The organism is Polaromonas sp. (assembly GCF_029945925.1).
Classification (GTDB): Bacteria; Pseudomonadota; Gammaproteobacteria; order Burkholderiales; family Burkholderiaceae_C; genus Polaromonas.
Genome location: NZ_JAQSDN010000056.1, coordinates 1 through 17,543, shown reverse-complemented (window position 1 = coordinate 17,543; position 17,543 = coordinate 1). Strand labels below are relative to the sequence as shown.

Annotated in this window: 19 protein-coding genes; 7 read left to right on the top strand and 12 right to left on the bottom strand. The window is 63.2% G+C overall.

What is annotated here, in order from left to right:
* Positions 1-439: 439 nt before the first annotated feature.
* The 5 genes from PSV40_RS19400 to PSV40_RS19380 form a co-directional block, all read right to left on the bottom strand.
* Entirely contained in the window at positions 440-751 is a 312-nt protein-coding gene (locus PSV40_RS19400) for a hypothetical protein (RefSeq protein WP_300540972.1), read from the bottom strand.
* A 57-nt stretch (positions 752-808) separates the two neighbouring features.
* A complete protein-coding gene (locus PSV40_RS19395; protein ID WP_300540970.1) occupies positions 809-1,048 on the bottom strand; it encodes a hypothetical protein in 240 nt (79 codons plus the stop codon).
* A 123-nt stretch (positions 1,049-1,171) separates the two neighbouring features.
* Positions 1,172-2,518, bottom strand: a complete 1,347-nt coding sequence (locus PSV40_RS19390) for a 3-deoxy-D-manno-octulosonic acid transferase (RefSeq protein WP_300540968.1) — start codon at positions 2,516-2,518, stop codon at positions 1,172-1,174.
* Positions 2,500-3,552, bottom strand: coding sequence for a lipopolysaccharide heptosyltransferase I (waaC, locus tag PSV40_RS19385; RefSeq protein WP_300540966.1), 1,053 nt, complete (start codon positions 3,550-3,552; stop codon positions 2,500-2,502). The genes PSV40_RS19390 and waaC overlap by 19 nt, the downstream gene beginning before the upstream one ends.
* A gap of 198 nt (positions 3,553-3,750) precedes the next feature.
* Positions 3,751-5,208 (bottom strand): phosphomannomutase/phosphoglucomutase, encoded by a 1,458-nt coding sequence (locus PSV40_RS19380; RefSeq protein WP_300540964.1) that lies wholly within the window; start codon positions 5,206-5,208, stop codon positions 3,751-3,753.
* Between the two features lie 112 nt (positions 5,209-5,320).
* Between PSV40_RS19380 and PSV40_RS19375 the strand changes: the two genes are divergently transcribed.
* The 4 genes from PSV40_RS19375 (at position 5,321) to PSV40_RS19360 (ending at position 8,834) form a co-directional block, all read left to right on the top strand.
* Positions 5,321-7,042, top strand: a complete 1,722-nt coding sequence (locus PSV40_RS19375) for an AlkA N-terminal domain-containing protein (protein WP_300540962.1) — start codon at positions 5,321-5,323, stop codon at positions 7,040-7,042.
* Positions 7,043-7,111: 69 nt separating this feature from the next.
* The gene (locus PSV40_RS19370; RefSeq protein WP_300540960.1) at positions 7,112-7,759 is read left to right on the top strand and encodes a methylated-DNA--[protein]-cysteine S-methyltransferase; all 648 of its coding nucleotides are present in this window, start codon (positions 7,112-7,114) and stop codon (positions 7,757-7,759) included.
* The gene (locus tag PSV40_RS19365) at positions 7,756-8,673 is read left to right on the top strand and encodes a DMT family transporter (RefSeq protein ID WP_300540958.1); all 918 of its coding nucleotides are present in this window, start codon (positions 7,756-7,758) and stop codon (positions 8,671-8,673) included. Before PSV40_RS19370 ends, PSV40_RS19365 begins: the two co-directional genes overlap by 4 nt.
* A complete protein-coding gene (locus PSV40_RS19360; RefSeq protein ID WP_300540956.1) occupies positions 8,670-8,834 on the top strand; it encodes a hypothetical protein in 165 nt (54 codons plus the stop codon). Before PSV40_RS19365 ends, PSV40_RS19360 begins: the two co-directional genes overlap by 4 nt.
* A 17-nt stretch (positions 8,835-8,851) precedes the next feature.
* Here PSV40_RS19360 and PSV40_RS19355 read toward each other — a convergent pair whose 3' ends face one another.
* Positions 8,852-9,106 carry a hypothetical protein gene (locus tag PSV40_RS19355; RefSeq protein ID WP_300540954.1) on the bottom strand — a complete coding sequence of 85 codons (255 nt, stop codon included), beginning with the start codon at positions 9,104-9,106 and terminating at the stop codon, positions 8,852-8,854.
* 230 nt (positions 9,107-9,336) lie between these two features.
* Here PSV40_RS19355 and PSV40_RS19350 point away from each other — a divergent pair, with 230 nt between their 5' ends.
* Positions 9,337-9,579: a hypothetical protein gene (locus tag PSV40_RS19350; protein WP_300540952.1), complete on the top strand. Its 243-nt coding sequence runs from the start codon at positions 9,337-9,339 to the stop codon at positions 9,577-9,579.
* Positions 9,580-9,629: 50 nt separating this feature from the next.
* Here PSV40_RS19350 and PSV40_RS19345 read toward each other — a convergent pair whose 3' ends face one another.
* From PSV40_RS19345 to PSV40_RS19320, 6 genes are read right to left on the bottom strand one after another with little or no spacing between them, the layout of a single operon-like run.
* Positions 9,630-10,421, bottom strand: a complete 792-nt coding sequence (locus tag PSV40_RS19345) for a phosphodiesterase (protein WP_300540950.1) — start codon at positions 10,419-10,421, stop codon at positions 9,630-9,632.
* Positions 10,422-10,433: 12 nt separating this feature from the next.
* Entirely contained in the window at positions 10,434-11,699 is a 1,266-nt protein-coding gene (locus tag PSV40_RS19340) for an ABC transporter substrate-binding protein (protein WP_300540948.1), read from the bottom strand.
* Between the two features lie 24 nt (positions 11,700-11,723).
* On the bottom strand, positions 11,724-12,557 hold the full coding sequence (locus PSV40_RS19335; protein ID WP_300540947.1) for a carbohydrate ABC transporter permease: 834 nt from the start codon (positions 12,555-12,557) through the stop codon (positions 11,724-11,726).
* Positions 12,557-13,426: a sugar ABC transporter permease gene (locus PSV40_RS19330; protein WP_300540945.1), complete on the bottom strand. Its 870-nt coding sequence runs from the start codon at positions 13,424-13,426 to the stop codon at positions 12,557-12,559. The genes PSV40_RS19335 and PSV40_RS19330 overlap by 1 nt, the downstream gene beginning before the upstream one ends.
* 9 nt (positions 13,427-13,435) lie before the next feature.
* On the bottom strand, positions 13,436-14,584 hold the full coding sequence (locus tag PSV40_RS19325) for an ABC transporter ATP-binding protein (RefSeq protein WP_300540943.1): 1,149 nt from the start codon (positions 14,582-14,584) through the stop codon (positions 13,436-13,438).
* Positions 14,577-15,281, bottom strand: coding sequence for an HAD family hydrolase (locus PSV40_RS19320; RefSeq protein ID WP_300540941.1), 705 nt, complete (start codon positions 15,279-15,281; stop codon positions 14,577-14,579). Before PSV40_RS19320 ends, PSV40_RS19325 begins: the two co-directional genes overlap by 8 nt.
* Before the next feature lie 66 nt (positions 15,282-15,347).
* Here PSV40_RS19320 and PSV40_RS19315 point away from each other — a divergent pair, with 66 nt between their 5' ends.
* On the top strand, positions 15,348-16,208 hold the full coding sequence (locus tag PSV40_RS19315) for a DeoR/GlpR family DNA-binding transcription regulator (protein WP_300540939.1): 861 nt from the start codon (positions 15,348-15,350) through the stop codon (positions 16,206-16,208).
* Positions 16,209-16,621: 413 nt separating this feature from the next.
* A complete protein-coding gene (locus tag PSV40_RS19310; RefSeq protein ID WP_300540937.1) occupies positions 16,622-17,308 on the top strand; it encodes a DNA-binding protein in 687 nt (228 codons plus the stop codon).
* Positions 17,309-17,543 lie beyond the last annotated feature (235 nt).

Sequence of the window (17,543 nt, the reverse complement as noted above, 5' to 3'; positions counted from 1 at the left end):
CATGTTCCTTCGTGACATGTTATGCCTCACACACAAAATTTCTGACAGGCTCACGGAAAAAATTGCGGCGGGCACGTCGCTCTATCGTGGACCTCATGATCCCCATTTGCTTGGACTTGACGATTTACGTAGTAATCAGCCATATCACCTCCTAAGATTTTTTGCAGTTTATATGCACTCAGCGCGCACGGCCTCCTACAAATAGAGGAGCGCGCGTGGACTAACTCCGGTGATATGTCGGCTGTTTTTGTTGATAGCCGACTCCAGCTTTAGATGTCTCACTATCGACAACTACATTTATCGATAGTCAGACCAATTACTCTAGATGCTGAGTAGCCATGACACACACGAGATACGAAAGTTCCGACACCCCTGCCGAGTATTTATTTCGTCGCGACAGGCATCAAAGCAAGCACCCCCAGCGCCCTCGCCTGCCCATTCAGCAGCACTTCCACCCGATGCAGCCCGCATGGTGTTTGCGCGTGGTCATCTCCGCGGTGGATACCGTCTTGCTCAATCGCACCGTTTCTTTCGGTGCAAGTTTCAGCACCTTGAGCTTGAACACCTTGGCGCTGGTTTTTCCGCTGGCCTTGACGTAGTGGATACAGAAGTCCACCAGCACGTCCTGTGTTTTTCCGCTGGTGTTGGAAACGTCAAACGCGATGTTGACCTTCTCGCCCATGGGCACACGCGCGGGCGTGATGTGCGCGTTTGACACTTCGACCTTGGCGCTTTTGCCGAAGCCCAGCACCTCCAGCGCACCAGCCTCGCCGCGCTTGACGGCTGAACGCAGCGCGTGCTGGACGATCTAGCGGCGCTCTTCGCTGGCACCTTTGAGCCACTGCTTCGCCGTCTGCGCCAGCACGGCCGAATGGTCCTTGCCGATGTCGTTGAGGTTGTTGGCGACCGAGCGGCGCACATACAGCGCGGGGTCGTCCTTGAGCAGCTCCAGCAGGGCCAGGACCGGCGCCGGGTTCTTCTGGAAGGATGGCAGACGGCTGGCTTTGGGCACGTCGGCGCCGTACTGGTTGACGAGCGGCTCGGCCATGGGTTCAGCCTTTCAGGTGGGGTGTTGATATTTCCAGGACCGGCGCCACGCCGCCGTTCGGGCCAAGCCCTTCGACAAGCTCAGGGCGAACGGTGGTGGAACGGGCGTCGTCGCTGACACACCTTAACGCGTCGGCTCGTCCAGGAAGTGCGCCAGTGCCTGCACCGTGTTGGCGGCGGCGCCGCGGTGTTGTGCCGAAAACTGCCGGCCGGCGGCCGCGGCGGCTTGCTGTGCGCTGGGTCGGCTCAGCATGGCGCGGGCTGCGCGCACGGCTTCGGCCATGTCTGAAACGCGGCGCGCGGCACCGGCGGCTTCGGCGAGTTCGGCGGCCTCGGCAAAGTTGAAGGTGTGCGGGCCCATGATGACGGGGCAGCCGCAGGCGGCGGCCTCGATCAGGTTTTGCCCGCCCAACGGTGCGAAGCTGCCGCCCAGCAGGGCCACGTCGCTCATGGCGTAATACAGCGCCATCTCGCCCAGCGAGTCGCCGAGCCAGACATCGGCGGCGGCCGGCGGTGCGCCGTTCCAGCCGGACCGGCGCGACACCGTCAGGCCGTTCTTTTCAACCAGCGCCTGCACCTCGTCAAACCGCTGCGGGTGGCGCGGCACGATCAGGATCTGGAAGTCGGCGGCGGCCGGCACCGGCTCGCCATCTGCTCTCTTTTCAGGAGCTGGTGGCGCCCGTGTGGAAAGGGCCAGGGCCGTTATTTGCTTCAAGAAATCGTCTTCCTCGCCTTCGCGCGAGCTGGCCAGCATCAGCACCGGGCGGCCCAGCGCCTGGCGCCATTGCCGGCCCAGCGCCTGCTGCGCTGCGTCGGGGGCGGCGTCGAACTTGAGGTTGCCGAACACGCCCTGCACGGGCGCACCGAGCGCGCGCAGGCGTTCAGCGTCGTTGTCGCTCTGTGCGTACACCGCCGCCAGCGCCGCATAGGCCGGCCGCGACAGCCGCGCGATGCGCAGCGCCTGTTGCAACGACTTGTCGGACAGCCGCGCGTTGACCAGCACCAGCGGCACGCCGCGCGCCTGCGCGCCAGCCACCGTGTTGGGCCAGACTTCGGTTTCCAGCAGCAGGCCCAGGCGCGGCCGGAAGTGCGTGAAAAACCGTTCCACGGCGGCCTGGCTGTCCCAGGGCTGCCAGACCTGCACGTCGCCCGCGCGCAGCAGGCCCGCGCCTTCGGCCCGGCCGGTGGCCGTGCCGTGGGTCAGCAGGATGCGCAGCCCGGGCCACTGCGCGCGCAGGGCCGCCAGCAAAATGCCGGCGGTGCGGGTTTCGCCCAGCGACACGGCGTGCACCCACACCAGGTCGGAGGTGCTTTCAGCAGCTTGCGTGTAATGGCCGAAGCGTTCCTCGACGGCGTCGAGGTAACCCGGCTCGGCCAGGCCGCGCCTGCGCAACTTGCGCCGCAAAAAAGGCTGGGCCGCCCACATGAACAGCGAATAGAGCTGGCGGATCATCAGGGAAGCGGCGCCCATTCAGACACCTGCGTCGGGAGCGGCTGGCAACTGAGCCAGGCGTCCCAGACCGCCTGCACCGACGGTGTGGGCTGGGCAAAGACGCTGAGCTGGCGCTGAAGGCCCGGCCCGGCCGAATCGGCTGAACCAGACAGTGGCCCGGTGCGCCAGGCCGTGTCGAAGTTGTAGATCTGCACATGCGGCAGGTCGAGCGCAACGGCGATGTGGCTCAGGCCGCTATCCACGCCGATGACGCCGGCGCACTGCGCGAGGTGCTGCGTCAGCGCGTCGAGCTGAAGGCGGGGCCACACGATGGCCTGATCTTCCGCGCTCCCGGCGTTCAAGCCCGCAGCGATGGCCTGACTCGTCGCGAGTTCGTCGGCACTGCCGTGCGGCAGGGCAATGCGGTAACCCTGCGCCATGAACTGCCGGCCAAGCGTGATCCAGTTTTCCATCGGCCACTGCTTGTCGGCGCGCGAGGTGCCGTGCACGAACGCTATTATTTCAGGAGCATTCTGCGCACGTTCCATAAGGGCTGGAGGCACTTTTAGCCCAAAATCCGGAACCGACGGCAAGGTGTAGCCCAGGGCGCGCGCGCACAGCTCGCGTCCGCGCTGCATGGCGTGAATGTGCGGCTCCATGGTAATCGCCACGTCAGCGACCCAGCGCGTCGGCGCTTCGTAGGCCGAGCCCTCGGTCTGGTTGGCCAGCGCGTAACGCTTGCCGCCCGGCGCCAGCCGGGCCAGGCGCGCCACCACGGCGGATTTGGTCAGGCCTTGCAGGTCGATCACCGCGTCGTAGGGCACGGCCTGCAGCTGTTTCTTGAAAGCGCACCACTCGGCCCGCGTGGCCGCCGCCAGCGGCGCCTTGCGCCAGCGGCGCAGCGCGCAAGTGATGACATGCTGCACATGGCCACTCGCCAGCAGCGGGGACAACAAAGGCGCAAACGCCTGTTCCACCACCCAGTCGATCTGCGCACCGGGCCGCGCCGCCAGGATGTCCTGCACCACCGGCAGCGTGTGCACCACGTCGCCGAGCGATGACAGCTTGACCAAGAGGATTTTTGCCCCCACGCTTGTCGCTGCGCGTACTGCGCTGCCCCCCGAGGGGGCGCTGCGCCTGCGGCCCGGCAAAGCCGGTTCCGCGGCCCCTGCTGAAAGGGTAGCCCCTTCACATCCTTCGACCCCTTCGGCGAAGCTCAGGACAGGCGGCTCAGGACGAGCGGAAGAGGCTGACGAGCGTGGGGGCAACATCTAGTGCGCTGCGGCCGCAAAACTGGCATCGGGCTTGACGCTGCGCAGCAGGCCCAGCATGTCGGCCTGGATGCGCGCCAGCGCTTCCGGTGTGCGGCCTTCAAAACGCAGCACCAGCACCGGCGTGGTGTTGGAGGCGCGAATCAGGCCGAAGCCGTCGGCCCAGTCGATACGCACGCCGTCTATCGTCGAAATCTTCGCGCCCGCGTTGATGGCTTCGCGCAGGGCGCTGCCGCCCGAGGGGTCGGGACCGGCCGGCGACGGGCCGGCATCGCGCATCGCCTCCATGGCCAGGGACACCAGCGCCTCCACCACGGTGTGCGGCTCGCCCTCGCGGCAGGCCACGTTGAGTTCGGGCGTGCTGAAGCTGGTGGGCAGGGCATTGAGCTGGGCGCCGGCGTCGGGCGCGCGGCTGACGATTTCCAGCAGGCGGGCGCCGGCGTAGGTGCCGTCGTCAAAGCCGTACCAGCGCTCCTTGAAAAAGATGTGGCCGCTCATCTCGCCGCCCAGCGGCGAATTGACTTCCTTCATCTTCGCCTTGATCAGCGAATGGCCGGTGCGGTACATCATGGGCACGCCGCCGGCGGCCTCGATCTCGGGGGCCAGGCGCTGCGAACACTTCACGTCGAACACGATGGCGCCGCCCGGCGCGCGCGACAGCACATCGCGCGCAAACAGCATCATCTGGCGGTCCGGGTAGATGTTGTTGCCGTCACGCGTGACGATGCCGAGCCGGTCGCCGTCGCCGTCAAAGGCCAGGCCCAGCTCGGCGTCGCCGGCCTGCAGCGCGGTGATCAGGTCCTTGAGGTTTTCCGGCTTGCTCGGGTCCGGGTGGTGGTTCGGGAAGGTGCCGTCGACCTCGCTGAACAGCTCGGTCACCTCGCAGCCCAGCGCGCGGAAGATGCCGGGTGCCGACGCCCCGGCAATGCCGTTGCCGGAGTCGATGACGATTTTCATCGGCCGCGTCAGCTTGATGTCTGCCACGATGCGGTCGCGGTAGGCCGCGAGCACATTGACCTGGGTGATTTGCCCCGCGCGGGCCGGCGCGGCCCAGCCTTCGGCCTCCATGCTGCGGCGCAGGGCCTGAATGTCCTCGCCGTAAATCGCGCGGCCGGCCAGCACCATCTTGAAGCCGTTGTAGTCCTTGGGGTTGTGGCTGCCGGTGATCTGGATGCCGGAGCTGGCCAGCGTGCTGGCCGCGAAATACAGCATGGGCGTTGTGGCCATGCCGATATCGATGACATCGACGCCGCTGGCCGCCAGGCCGCGCATCAGCGCCGCGCTCAGGGCCGGCCCGCTGAGGCGCCCGTCGCGCCCCACCGCCACCGTCTGTTCCCCCTGGGCCAAGGCGATGCTGCCGAAAGCCCGGCCCAGGGCCTCGGCAACCGGTTCGTTGACGGTGGAGGGCACCACGCCGCGGATGTCGTAGGCCTTGAAAATGGATGCGTCAAGCTGCATGGGGTGGGCACTCCTGGGGTTGCAAAACAGCGTCGATTGTAGGCGCCGGGGGCGCGCGGGAGATGTCCGGAAACGGCCAGTCAAAACCCGCCCGCCACGTATCATCAAGCCCATGAACCCGCAAGCCACCCCTCTCGCCGACGACGCCTGTTACCTCGCGCTCAAAGCCCGGGACGCCCGCTTTGACGGCCGCTTTTTTACAGGGGTGACCTCCACCGGCATTTACTGCCGGCCGGTCTGCAGCGTCAAGACGCCCAAACGCGAGAACTGCCGCTTTTTCGGCCATGCCGCCCAGGCCGAAAACGCCGGCTTCCGGCCCTGCCTGCGCTGCCGGCCCGAACTGGCGCCGCACTCGGTGGTCTGGTCTATCCAGGACGCCTCTTACATCCTGGCGCACCAGGCGGCCCGCCTGCTCGACGAGCCCGAAGCTTGGGCCCCCACGTTTGTCGCTTCGCGTGCCTACGGCGGTGCACTGCCCCTTGCACGAGGAAAAGGGGCGCTGCGCCTGCGGCCCGGCGAAGCCGGTTCCGCGGCCCCGGCTGGTGAAGAGGCAGCCTCCACGCTCGGTCGGGGCGGCACTTCGCCGCACGACACCGAGCCCACAGTGGCAGGCCTGGCCGCGAAACTCGGCATCAGCGACCGCCACGTGCGGCGGATTTTCGAGATGCAATTCGGCGTGTCGCCCATGCAGTACCTGCAGACCCGCCGGCTGCTGACGGCCAAACAACTGCTGGCCGACACCGCCCTGCCCGTCACGCAGATTGCGCTGATCAGCGGCTTCGCCAGTGTGCGGCGCTTCAACGCGGCCTTTGTCGGCCACTACGGCCTGAACCCGACACAGATGCGGCGCCAGGGCGCCACCTCACCGGACACCGGCATCACCGTCAGGCTCGGTTACCGCCCGCCGTATGACGTGGCCGCGATGACGGGTTTCTTCAAAAAGCGCCAGATCAACGCTATCGAATTTGTAGCTGACAGCGTAGGCAACATGGAGATGGGACGCACTTTTCGTGTTGAAGTCGGCGGCAAGGTGCATGCCGGCTGGATTCACGCCAGCTTCGACGAAAGCCGCTGCCACGTCGCGCTGCGCATCAGCGACTCGCTGCGCGAGGTGCTGCCGCTGGTGATACGACGGCTGCGCGCCATGCTGGACCTTGATGCCGACCCGCAGGCCATCAACAGCGTGCTGCACGCCTCTTTTCCGGGCGGCGACGGCCTGCGCGTGCCCGGCGCGATGGACGGTTATGAACTCGCGGTGCGCGCGGTGCTGGGCCAGCAGATCACGGTGGCGGCCGCGCGCACATTGGCGCAACGCATGGTGGACAAGTTCGGCGAGCCGATGGAGACCCCCTGGCCTGCGCTGACGCGGCTTTTTCCTGCCGCGGCGGTGCTGGCGCGTGCCAGCGGCGACGCGCTGGGCCAGCTCGGCATTGTCAAACAGCGGCAGACCGCCATCGTCGGCATTGCCCAGGCCGTGGCCGACAAGCGCCTGCAGCTGCACGGCGGCGCCGACGTCAATGCCACCATCGCCGCGCTGAAAGCCCTGCCCGGCATTGGCGACTGGACGGCGCAGTACATCGCGATGCGGGCACTGCGCTGGCCCGACGCCTTTCCGGCCGGCGACGTGGCCCTGCACAAGGCGCTTGGTGTGCAGGGGCTGAAGAACCCGGCGAAGGAAGCTGAGCTGGCATCCATGGCCTGGAAACCGTGGCGAAGTTACGCCGTGATCCGGGCCTGGAGCGGCGCGATGCAGGCTGGCCCATCGCCGGATGCTCCTCAATTGATAGCTGATGGCGCCCGCGCAGCAAGGGCTGGCGGCACAAAAGGCATATAAACCACCTGACACATGCAGCAACGCCCCGCCGGCGCTTGCGCCAATGAGAGACACTTCAAGGAGATCACCATGAAATTTGACACCTCCATCGTCCAGACACGTTTCCAGAGTCCGCTCGGAACCATCATCATCGCGGCCACCCCCAAGGGCTTGGCCGGGCTCTGGTTTGAAGGCCAGCGCCATCTCCCACCTGAATTGTTGGCCCCCACGCTCGGCACTGACGTGCCCTCGCTGCCCCCCGAGGGGGCGCTGCGCCTGCGGCCCGGCAAAGCCGGTTCCGCGGCCCCGGCTGATGAAGAAGAACCCGCCACGCTTGTCGCTTCGCGGCGCACGGCCACGTGGCCCAGCGACCCGGAGCATCCGGTGCTGAAAGAAGTCATGCGCCAGCTCGGCGAATACTTCGCCGGCCGGCGCACGGAGTTCGATGTGCCACTGGACCTGGCGCATGGCACCGCTTTCCAGCAATCGGTCTGGCAGGCGCTGCTGGACATTCCCCAGGGCGGCACTGCCAGCTACGGCGAAGTGGGCCGGCGCATCGGCAAGCCGGCTGCCGTGCGCGCCGTGGGTGCCGCCGTGGGGCGCAACCCGGTCAGCATCATCGTGCCCTGCCACCGCGTGATGGGTGCCAACGGCGCGCTGACCGGCTACGCCGGCGGGCTGGACCGCAAAACAGCCCTGCTCAAGCTCGAAGGCGTTCTTCAGGAGCTCCGGCTGTGAGTTCAACATCTGCAAGCGCAGCCGCCGGCGCCCACACCAAACACTGGGCCATCGACTTCGTGCTGCTGGCCGCCATCTGGGGCTCGTCCTTCCTGTTCATGCGCATAGGCACGGTCGAGTTCGGCCCGCTGCCCACCGCCGCCGTACGCGTCGCGATTGCCGCGGTCTTTTTGCTGCCGCTGGTGCTGCTGCGCGGTCTCGGCGCCACCCTGGTGAAAAACTGGCGCCATGTGTTCCTGATCGGCATGTTCAATTCCGGCATTCCGTTTGTCTGCTTTTCGTTTGCGCTGCTGTCGATCACGACCGGGTTGTCGGCGATTCTCAATGCCACCGTGCCGATGTTCGGCGCGCTGGTGGCCTGGCTCTGGCTCAAGGACAAGCCCAACCACTCGCGCCTGCTGGGCCTGGTGGTCGGTTTTGCCGGGGTCGCCATGCTGGCCTGGGACAAGGCCACCTTCAAACCCGACGCCTCGGGCGTGGCGCCGGGCTGGGCCGTGCTGGCCTGCCTGCTGGCCTGCATCTGTTACGCGCTGTCGGCCAGCTACACCAAGCGTTACCTGACCGGGCTGCCGCCGCTGGTCACCGCCGCGGGCAGCCAGACCGGCGCCACCGTGGGCCTGGCGCTGCCGGCGCTGTGGCTGTGGCCGGCAAAGATGCCCGGCAGCAGCGCCTGGCTGGCCCTGCTGGTGGTTGGCGTGCTGTGCACCGGCATTGCCTACATCCTGTACTTCCGGCTGATTGCATCGGCCGGACCGGCGCGCGCGCTGGCCGTGACGTTTGTGGTGCCGGTGTTTGCCGTGTTTTACGGCGTGCTGTTTCTTGGCGAGGCCGTCACGCTCTGGATGCTCGTGTGCGCCGTGGTTATCGTCTGCGGCACGGCGCTGTCCACCGGACTGCTTAAAATCGGGCGATGAGTTCCGCACGCAAAACCAAGATCAAGCTCAAGGCCACCCGGCCGCGCAACCCGCTGGTCGTGCCGGCGGCGAAACGCAAGGCGGGTGCGCACCGCAAGTCGCGCTCGGCCACCCGGCATGCCGACAAGAGGGCTCTCGACAAGCAACTGCGCGAAGGCTGAACGGCCTGGCCTGCGAGCTATTTCCTCTTCAGGCCTTCAATCACCAGCGCCGCCTCGATGTCGGCCTCCTGCAGCTTCAGGTTCTGTACCACCAGGTCAAAGGCAGCGCCCATCATGATGGCGCGGGTGCGTTCGGGAATCTGTTCCCAACTCTCGGCCAGCTCGTTGATCAGCACCTCGGCCAGCGTGCCCATGTCAAACACCCGCCCCTCGGACAGGTCCGCCTGGTCCATCCGCTCGTGGAGCAGACGCATCACAAAATCCCGGTTCATTTTTTTCTCCCTGGTGGACGGTTCGGCGAAAAGATCGGCTCGGCTGTGTCTATTTCCGGCCACTACCTGACGAAGGTTACCGCGTCCGCAGGCGCCCTGCTCCCGGCGGCATGAAAAGCGTTGGCCATCCCGTGCAACAAGGTCACTGGCACCTGCCTACAATGGTTAATTACCAAGCCGAGAGACCACCGCATCCACGGCCGGTCATCTCCACCGGAGCACATATTTGCATGGAATTTTTCAAGCCATCCGTCCTCTGGGTCGTGGACTTCCACTACGAAGGCCGTGCGCGCCGCTGGTTCAAGGCCTTCGGTCCCAAGGACGATCCATTCCAGAAAATGACGGACACCCTGAAAGACCTGTACGGCGACCGCGCCAAACTGGCGACGGTGCGCAAGGCGACCGAGGAAGAGGAATTGCAGTACCTGCGCGGCGAAGAACCGAAAAACAGCTACTGCCCGACGGGGCGCTGACCGGGCGCTAATGTCTGTGCCAGCTCACGGCCGCATGAAATTTCAGGGGCTTATTCGCCCAGCCAGAACCGATCGCTTCTGTCCAGGAAATCGTGCACGTGGACCGTCACGGACTCCTCCTGGAGCAGGACCACGCTGTACTGCGGCGGTTCATGGCTACCGGGAATATTCGTTGTTTCATCCAGCCTCAAGGCCACCTGGTGATTGGTGCCACGCATGGTCGAAAACGGGATGCCACGCCAGCTGCCGAAGATGGGCCGATGAATGTGGCCGAAGAACAAATGCCTGATCCGCTGGGTATGCCCTTGCAGCGCCGCCTGAAAAGGCCCGGTCTCCAGCAAGGCAATGCGGTCCATGGAGGGAATGCCCAGGGGAAACGCCGGGTGGTGCATGAACAGCAACACCGGCCGGTCATCCTCCGCCAGCCGGTCGGCCAGCCATTGGGCGCGTTTCTCGCACAACACGCCATGGCTCACACCGGGTTCGTTCGTGTCCAGGAAGATGCCGCGGTACTCGCCGATGGGCGCCTCATACTGGACAAAACCGTTCGTATCGGTCTGTACCTGCGGAAAAAATTCCCGGAAATTGGCGCGGTTGTCATGGTTGCCCAGGATGGGCAGAACAGGCATCGGCAGCCGGGCCAACTGCTCGGACAACTGGCGGTAGGCGTCCCGATGGCCCACATGCGCCAGGTCGCCCGTGACCACGCACAGCTTGGCGTCGGCATGGTCCTGGATGACACTGTCCAGGCAACGCGCCAGTCGTTTGGCGGGATCCAGCCCATACAGGGCATGTCCCTGCTCGACGAGGTGGGTATCGGTGATGTGAATGAACTTCAGCACAACAGCTCCTGATCAGCGTGGCAACAAGGCTTGCACAGCTTTGCTCATGTCGACCAGTGCGGCCTCGGGTTGGGCCGCTTTCGACACCACGGTCTGCAGGCGGTCCTTGATGACGTCCGTGATCTTGAGCCCGTTTTCGCCAGGGAAAGCGTACCAACCCGTCAGGACGGGAAGTTGCTTGACGGCCGTGAGGTAGTTCGGGTTTTTCTCATAAAACGGCTTGAGCATGGTGGGGTCGTTGGCGGGAATCAGGTTGGCGGGGAAATAGCCCGTTGCCTTCACCATCGACGTGGCACCCAGGGGGCCCGTGGCGAATTTGATGTATTCCCACGCGGCTTTCTGCTTGACCGGGTCCTTGGCAAAAATCATTGCCACGTTGCCACCAGCAGGCAGACGCCCGACACCTGCCTGGATCGGGAAGCGCGCAGTACGCACCTCGAACCGGTTGCCGACCTCCTTCATCACGCTGCCCAGGTTGGACGTGGAGTGCGACCAGATGGCAAGATTGCCGGACACGAAGTCCTGCCGCGAGGTGGCCGTCGACACATCACGCATGGTCCCCTCGTTGACCATCTTCGCCAGGGTCTGGATGGCTGTCTTGCCGGGCGCGCCGTCGAAAGCCACCTTCTTCTCGTCAACGCTCAGCATCGTGCCGCCGTTCGAAAACACCAGCGCCTGCCACATCCAGTTGCCGGTGATGTCCCAGTCAAAATGAAACCCGTGCGTGCCGGAGCCGCTGGCTTTGGCCTTGCGGCCCAGCTCGAAGATGCCGTCCCAGGTGGCGGGGAACTGGTCAATGTTGCCGCCGGCCTTGCGAATCAGGTCGGCGTTGAAATAGACGATGGGCGTGGACAGCGCAAAGCCGATGCCGACCTGCTTGCCGTTGACCTGGCCCAGCGAGAGCAGCGCCTGGTCGTAACCCATCTGGGACCAGTCTTTTTCCGCCTTGATGAAGGGCGTCATGTCGACGGCGATGCCGCGATCCGCGAAGATGCGCTGGCGGTTCAGCCCCTGGTAGGACACGTCTGCCAGCTGGTTGGTGACCGCCTGGCGCAGGGACTGCTGGGTGGCCTCCTCGTAGCCCGGGCTCGGGGCGCGGAAAGTGACCTTGTACTGCGGGAATTTCGCCATGAAGTCCTGGGCAATTTTCTCGTGGACTTCCTTGAAGAGCTGCGGAATGGAATAGTCGACCACGATTTCAACCGGCTGCTGGGCTTGCGCCAAACCACAGGTCAATAGCACGGCGGCGGCGATGGATTTCAGAAAAACACGTTTCATGGGGTTTACTCCTGGAGGGATGAACTAAGCTTTGACGCCGGTGAGCGTCACACCTTCAATAAAGCGCTTTTGCGCTGCGATAAAAAACAAAACCAGCGGCGCGGTGATCAGCACCGTGCCAGCCATCAGGGGGCCGTAATTGGTGCCAGCCTCTTCGTTGCGGAAAAACATGGTTCCGAGTGGTGGCGTGGCGAGCTCGGGCGAGGCGATGACCAGCAGTGGCCAGAAATAGTCGTTCCAGTGCCACACCACGGAAAAAATGGAGAAGGCAAACAGGGCCGGAATCGCGGTCGGCAGCATCACCCGCCAGACGAGTTCCAGTTCGCTCATGCCGTCCAGGCGCGCGGCGTGAATCAGGTCGTCGGGCACCGTGCGAAAGAATTGCCGCATCAGGAAGATGCCAAAAGCCGAGATGATGAACGGCACAATCAGGGCCGACAGGGTGTTGAGCAGGCCCAGGTGATGCAGCATCACGTAGACGGGAATGGCCGTGGCCTGATGGGGAATCATCAGCGCCAGCAGCACCAGGCGCCAGGCCCAGGTCTTGCCCCGGAAGTCGAGCTTGGCAAAGGCGTAAGCCGCCGGCAGCGCCACCACGATCTGCAGGACCAGAATGGCCGCGCAGACAACAACGCCGTTCCAGAGATATCGCAGCAGGGGCACCTTGGTCAGCGCCTGCGTGTAGTTTTCAACCAATGCCAGCCTGCTTGGCAACAGGGAAAATTCCCTCGTGAAAATCTCGTCGGCTGGTTTGAGGGAGGTCAACACCATCCAGATGAACGGGGCAAGGAAGATGGCGGCACCGGTCATCAACACCAGATGGCGAAAGCTGCGAAAAAGGATGGATGGATGCTTCATCAGTAGTGGGTCTTTCGTTCCATGGCCAGGTGCTGCAGCTGGGTGAGAAAGAAGATGCCTGCAATGAACACCACCGTCATCGCACTGGCATAACCCATGCGGAGAAAACTGAAGCCTTCCGAATAGATGGTGTGGAGCAAAACCTCGGTGGCCTTGTTGGGGCCGCCCTTGGTCAGCACATGCACGGTGTCGAACACCTGCAGGGCCCGGATGGCGCAGACGGTGACGACAAAAAGCGTGGTGGGACCCAGCAGCGGCCAGGTGATGCGCCGGAAGCGGTCCAGGGGATGTTCGATGCCGTCCAGCGCACCGGCGTCGCGGATGTCCTGGGGAATGCTCTTGAGCCCTGCCAGAAACAGGACAAGGGCCAGTCCGGACATCTGCCAGATGCCAATCGCAGCGAGCGAGTAAAGCGCGGACCGACCGTCGTTGAGCCAGTTGCGTGGCTCCATGCCCAGCAATCCAAGCGCCTGGTTGACCAGGCCCACGCTGGGGTGCAGCAGAAACTGCCAGACAACCGCCATGGCGATCAGGGTGGAGGCCACCGGCATGAAAAATGCCGTTCTGTAGAAGGTACGGAGTTGGGTGTCCGATTCAATCAACAGGGCCGCCCCCAGGCCGATGGTGATCGAGCCCAATGTCACCACGACCAGATACGTGAGTGTGTTGGAAATTGATTTCTGAAAGACCGGGTCGGCCACCAGCTCGCGGTAGTTCGCCAGCCCGACCCAATCCAGGGTCGCGGCGCCGAATTGCCAGTTGGTCAGGGACATGACCGCCACGATGGCGACGGGCACCACAAGCAGCATCATGATGAGGACCGTCGCTGGCGTGAGCAACAGGGCGGTGTGGAGCGGAATGACTCGCATGGTCCTGCCTCAGGCGGCTTTGCTCATGGCAGGCGGGAGGGCTTCAAACGGCCGGCGCTGGCCATCGGCATCGAACAGATGGATTTCGCCAAAGGGCACCGAAACCCGAAGCGCCTGGCCCACCCGGATCGCCGGGCTGTTGGCGGGGAAACAGAATACGCAGGCGTCTTCGATGCCATCCACCTGGAGCGATGCAATCAGTTCGGCGCCGGTGTATTCCACATTCACCAGGGTGCCTTCAACTTCCAGGCCGTCCACGGCCTCCAGCGTCCCGGCCTGGGGTCTGAACGCAATGCGACAGGGGCCGGCCTTGCCATGGGAATGACCGACCAGCCGGCCTTGCGCCCACACGACACCATGGGCTTTGACTTCGCCGTCGAGCAGGTTGATGCGCGGCGCGCCCACGAAGCGGGCAACGTCGAGGTTGGCGGGCCGTGTATAGATTTCCTCGGGTGTTCCGAGCTGCAGAATGCGCCCTTCCCGCATCACCGCGACACGGTCCGACATGGACATGGCTTCATGCTGGTCGTGGGTGACATAGATGAAGGTCACGCCCAACTGGTCATGAAGCTGACGGATTTCCCCGCGAAGTGTCTGGCGCAGGTTGGCGTCGAGGTTGGACAGCGGTTCGTCAAAAAGGAAAACCGCCGGCCTGCGCACCATGGCGCGTGCGAGGGCCACGCGCTGACGTTGACCGCCGGACAGTTGCGCGGGCTTGCGTTCCCACAGCCCATCAATGCCGAGGCTCTGCGCCACCTTGCGGGCATTCGCCTGCGCTTCGGCCTTGATGCGGCGTGTGTTGGCCGAAAACAATCCCGCACCCGGCAGCCGCCCCCAGAAACCGAGGCCCCGCATCAGCAAGGGCGTGCAGACGTTGCCGCCGACCGTCATGTGGGGATACAGCGCGTACGACTGGAACACCATGGCACAGTCGCGCTGACTGGGCGACAAGGCCAGCAGGTCGCGTTCGCCCAAGCGGATCGACCCTGAATCGGGCTGGTCCAGCCCGGCAATCAATTTAAGCAAGGTGGACTTGCCGCAGCCAGACGAACCCAGCAGCGTCAGGAACTCGCCATCCCTGACGGTCAGGTCCAGCCCCTTGATGACCTTGGTGTTGCCGAATTGCTTGGTGAGTCCGGAAATATGAATGTCAGGCATGGCACGCCTCCTTGTTGGCTGATTGGCGACCGAGCACCCAGCTTGTGAACTCGTTGTAGTCGCTGAAACTCGTCATGTTGGGTAACAGGTCACCGGGGTGCACTGCATACCCCCCGAGATGGGCGGCGAAGCCAACCTGCGACAGGCGGGCGCAAGAGGCGTCCATGTAGGAGTCGCCCACCAGCAGGGCCGCCGCGGCCGGTATCCCCATACGCTCGAGAACCATGAGCAGAGGGTCTGCGGCGGGCTTGGGGCGTGGTGCATCGCCCATCCCCACGACGATGGCGAAAAGGCCGGCAATACCGGCCTGCGTCAACAACACGTCCGTCGAGACCCGGTCCCGGTTGGTACAGATGCCCAGCTTCATGTCCAGCGCCTTGAGCGCCCGCAAGGCCTCGTGCACGTGGTCAAAGAGAGGGGCTGCCGGCAGCCATCGCTGCATGTACTGGTCCAGGTACTCCTCCTCAAGCTGGCGCGCCAATCCCGGCTCCACCGGAGACGCCTGAAGGGCAATGGACTGGCGGAACATAGCCCTCAACCCTTCGTTGAGTGCCGCGCGCAGAAGCGGTGTGGCGACCTCGTGAAGGCCAGCCTGCACCAGCACACTGTTGGCAGCCGCAGCAAGCGATGGCAGGGTATCAAACAGGGTGCCATCGACGTCGAAAATGATTGCTCGAAACTGAGCGTTTGTGTTCATAACTTGGATATTACGAACACAAAATGTCAATTTCATGACTCAGACGGCATTTTTCATGGATGAAAAATGTTCTTTGTTGTTTGTTTCTGGTTTCTAATACCCAAAATCTTTCACCCTGGATCCCGCATGCTCAAAGCCGCTCGCCACAAGGAAATCATTGCCCTGCTGCAAAGCGGTGGGGTGGTCGAAGTCAACACGCTGGCGGACAGGTTTCAGACCTCGCCCATCACGATCCGACGCGACCTGATCGAACTCCATGAACGGGGGCTGGTTGAGCGAACCCGTGGTGGCGCCGTTTCCGGCGAGGTCATTGCCGAGGGTTGGGCCCGGTACGAAAGCATCAGCTACGCGGAACGCGAGCGGGAAAATGTCCGGGAAAAACGCGCGATCGCCGAGCTTGCCGCACAGCATGTTTCTGACGGCGACTGCATTCTGGTCAACGCGGGGACAACCTCACGGCATTTGGCCGAGGCCCTGCGCGGTCATCAAAACCTGCATGTCGTGACCAACGGATTGACGGTCGCCATGGAGTTCGCCAGAAGCCGGAACGCTTCCGTCTATCTTTTGCCGGGCACCGTTGACTTCAAGAAAATGGCGACCGTTTGCCGTCCTGCGCCCGGCACCTTTGACGACATCTCGGTTCGTGCCGCTTTTCTTGGCGTCAACGGCATCTCGCCTTCGGGGGGTATCGCCATGCTTTCGCCAGAGGAGGCCGCCATGAACCGGGCCTTCATCGACGCGGCGCAGACTGTCACCGTGATGGTGGATTCGTCGAAGTTCCACTCCCAGGCCATCTTCCGGATTGCCCATCTGGACAAAGTAACGCGCATCATCACCGATGCAGGCATAGACCAGGACATCAGGGACGAACTCGAAAAACTGAGCGTGGAGGTGCTTGTAGCGTCGCCGGATGATGCGCCGTCATGAAGCAGACGGTGTTGTCACGGCGTCGTCCCACGTTTCGCGCGGCGGCTGTCAGTGCCTGAAGCACTTGCACGAAGGGAAGCCCAAAGCAAAAAGGGTTTGCTTCTATTTTCATAGCAGCAAACCCTTCAATACTGGCGGAGTGGACGGGACTACTGACCATCGCCGCTAAGTACTTGATTCTGTCACCGTTTTTAGAACGTCGGTGTAGCACAAGGGTATGGTCAAGACGGGACTATTTCGCCGCTATAAATTCTAGATTCCAGACAATTTATGGTCTGACTCAGTGTGGCGTAGATTGGCTTGAAGATGCAGGATATGACGCGTCCTCCTCGGTCCGCCGAGTAAGCGACATGACCAATCCGGAGCACCGTCTTTGGGGGCAATTCTGGATACTTTGCTGTGAGGCGCGGGGTATGCAAGCTCAGACTGAGCAGGAGTTTCTGAAACTGTTAAGCAAAGGCGTGAATCCGGGCGACACCACAGTGCAGGGCTTGCTCAAGGTTACGACACAACAAGGCAAACGAGCCGGCACTATTCAGCTCCGACCTGACGCTATTTGTCTGGAAAATGATGGTACGACCGTCTTGGAAGCAGACCTCAGTAAGCGAGGAAACGACCGGGAAGCCTCCCTTGCCGCCGAGGTAAGTGCCATTGGACGTGTACTGAACGACGGCACGGTGTTTCGCCGGGTTGTAATTCTTTGCAAGACTGAGCGAATTCGCAAGCGAGCAGTTGCAGTTCTGGAAGGATTAGTCGAAGCCAACAACCACGAAGTTCTCATCCCAGGACGGCGCCATTTCTTAGCAAGTGAACCAGGCACCTATGCTGTTTGGGCCGCACTGGAGTCAAAACTGCGTGACGGAAGGACCGAATTGGTAGACACGCTGGTTGGCCACGTCATCATTCAATTGCTTCCAATCTGGCTACCCAAAGTACGGATTGATGCCAGTAACACGCATTCCATAGCGGGCTGGTTCGGTGAGAACTACCTGCCCTACAAAAGGCCTGACTCGCTTGGGTCATGGAAGGTGCTGATTTCGCCACTTGCTGCATATCAAGGGACAACAGAGCTCGACGTGGCTCATTCGGCGGGAGCATGATTGTCACCTATGCGGTGCAAAAAACGGGCAATAAGGTAGGCCGCGTGACTGGCTAAAATCAGCCAATAGCGGCTATTTGCCGATTCTGTCGACTTGCCCCTAGAGCGACACCTCGCTGCAACGGCCGAAATAAGGATTTAGACCGCATAGGGGGAAAGCGAGATTCGACAGGTGGTTTTACTTGGGGGGTGTCTGAATTTCTGTGTGTGAGGCGAGATTGCCTGCCCGAGGTTTG

What these genes read in the sequence shown, in the direction of transcription:
- PSV40_RS19310 (WP_300540937.1), top strand. Translation starts at nt 16,622, where the DNA reads ATGCAAGCTCAGACTGAGCAGGAGTTTCTGAAACTGTTAAGCAAAGGC.
- PSV40_RS19360 (WP_300540956.1), top strand. Translation starts at nt 8,670, where the DNA reads ATGAGTTCCGCACGCAAAACCAAGATCAAGCTCAAGGCCACCCGGCCG.
- PSV40_RS19315 (WP_300540939.1), top strand. Translation starts at nt 15,348, where the DNA reads ATGTTCTTTGTTGTTTGTTTCTGGTTTCTAATACCCAAAATCTTTCAC.
- PSV40_RS19395 (WP_300540970.1), bottom strand. Translation starts at nt 1,048, where the DNA reads ATGGCCGAGCCGCTCGTCAACCAGTACGGCGCCGACGTGCCCAAAGCC.
- PSV40_RS19375 (WP_300540962.1), top strand. Translation starts at nt 5,321, where the DNA reads ATGAACCCGCAAGCCACCCCTCTCGCCGACGACGCCTGTTACCTCGCG.
- PSV40_RS19390 (WP_300540968.1), bottom strand. Translation starts at nt 2,518, where the DNA reads ATGGGCGCCGCTTCCCTGATGATCCGCCAGCTCTATTCGCTGTTCATG.
- PSV40_RS19325 (WP_300540943.1), bottom strand. Translation starts at nt 14,584, where the DNA reads ATGCCTGACATTCATATTTCCGGACTCACCAAGCAATTCGGCAACACC.
- PSV40_RS19380 (WP_300540964.1), bottom strand. Translation starts at nt 5,208, where the DNA reads ATGCAGCTTGACGCATCCATTTTCAAGGCCTACGACATCCGCGGCGTG.
- PSV40_RS19370 (WP_300540960.1), top strand. Translation starts at nt 7,112, where the DNA reads ATGAAATTTGACACCTCCATCGTCCAGACACGTTTCCAGAGTCCGCTC.
- PSV40_RS19355 (WP_300540954.1), bottom strand. Translation starts at nt 9,106, where the DNA reads ATGAACCGGGATTTTGTGATGCGTCTGCTCCACGAGCGGATGGACCAG.
- PSV40_RS19340 (WP_300540948.1), bottom strand. Translation starts at nt 11,699, where the DNA reads ATGAAACGTGTTTTTCTGAAATCCATCGCCGCCGCCGTGCTATTGACC.
- PSV40_RS19320 (WP_300540941.1), bottom strand. Translation starts at nt 15,281, where the DNA reads ATGAACACAAACGCTCAGTTTCGAGCAATCATTTTCGACGTCGATGGC.
- PSV40_RS19350 (WP_300540952.1), top strand. Translation starts at nt 9,337, where the DNA reads ATGGAATTTTTCAAGCCATCCGTCCTCTGGGTCGTGGACTTCCACTAC.
- PSV40_RS19335 (WP_300540947.1), bottom strand. Translation starts at nt 12,557, where the DNA reads ATGAAGCATCCATCCATCCTTTTTCGCAGCTTTCGCCATCTGGTGTTG.
- PSV40_RS19330 (WP_300540945.1), bottom strand. Translation starts at nt 13,426, where the DNA reads ATGCGAGTCATTCCGCTCCACACCGCCCTGTTGCTCACGCCAGCGACG.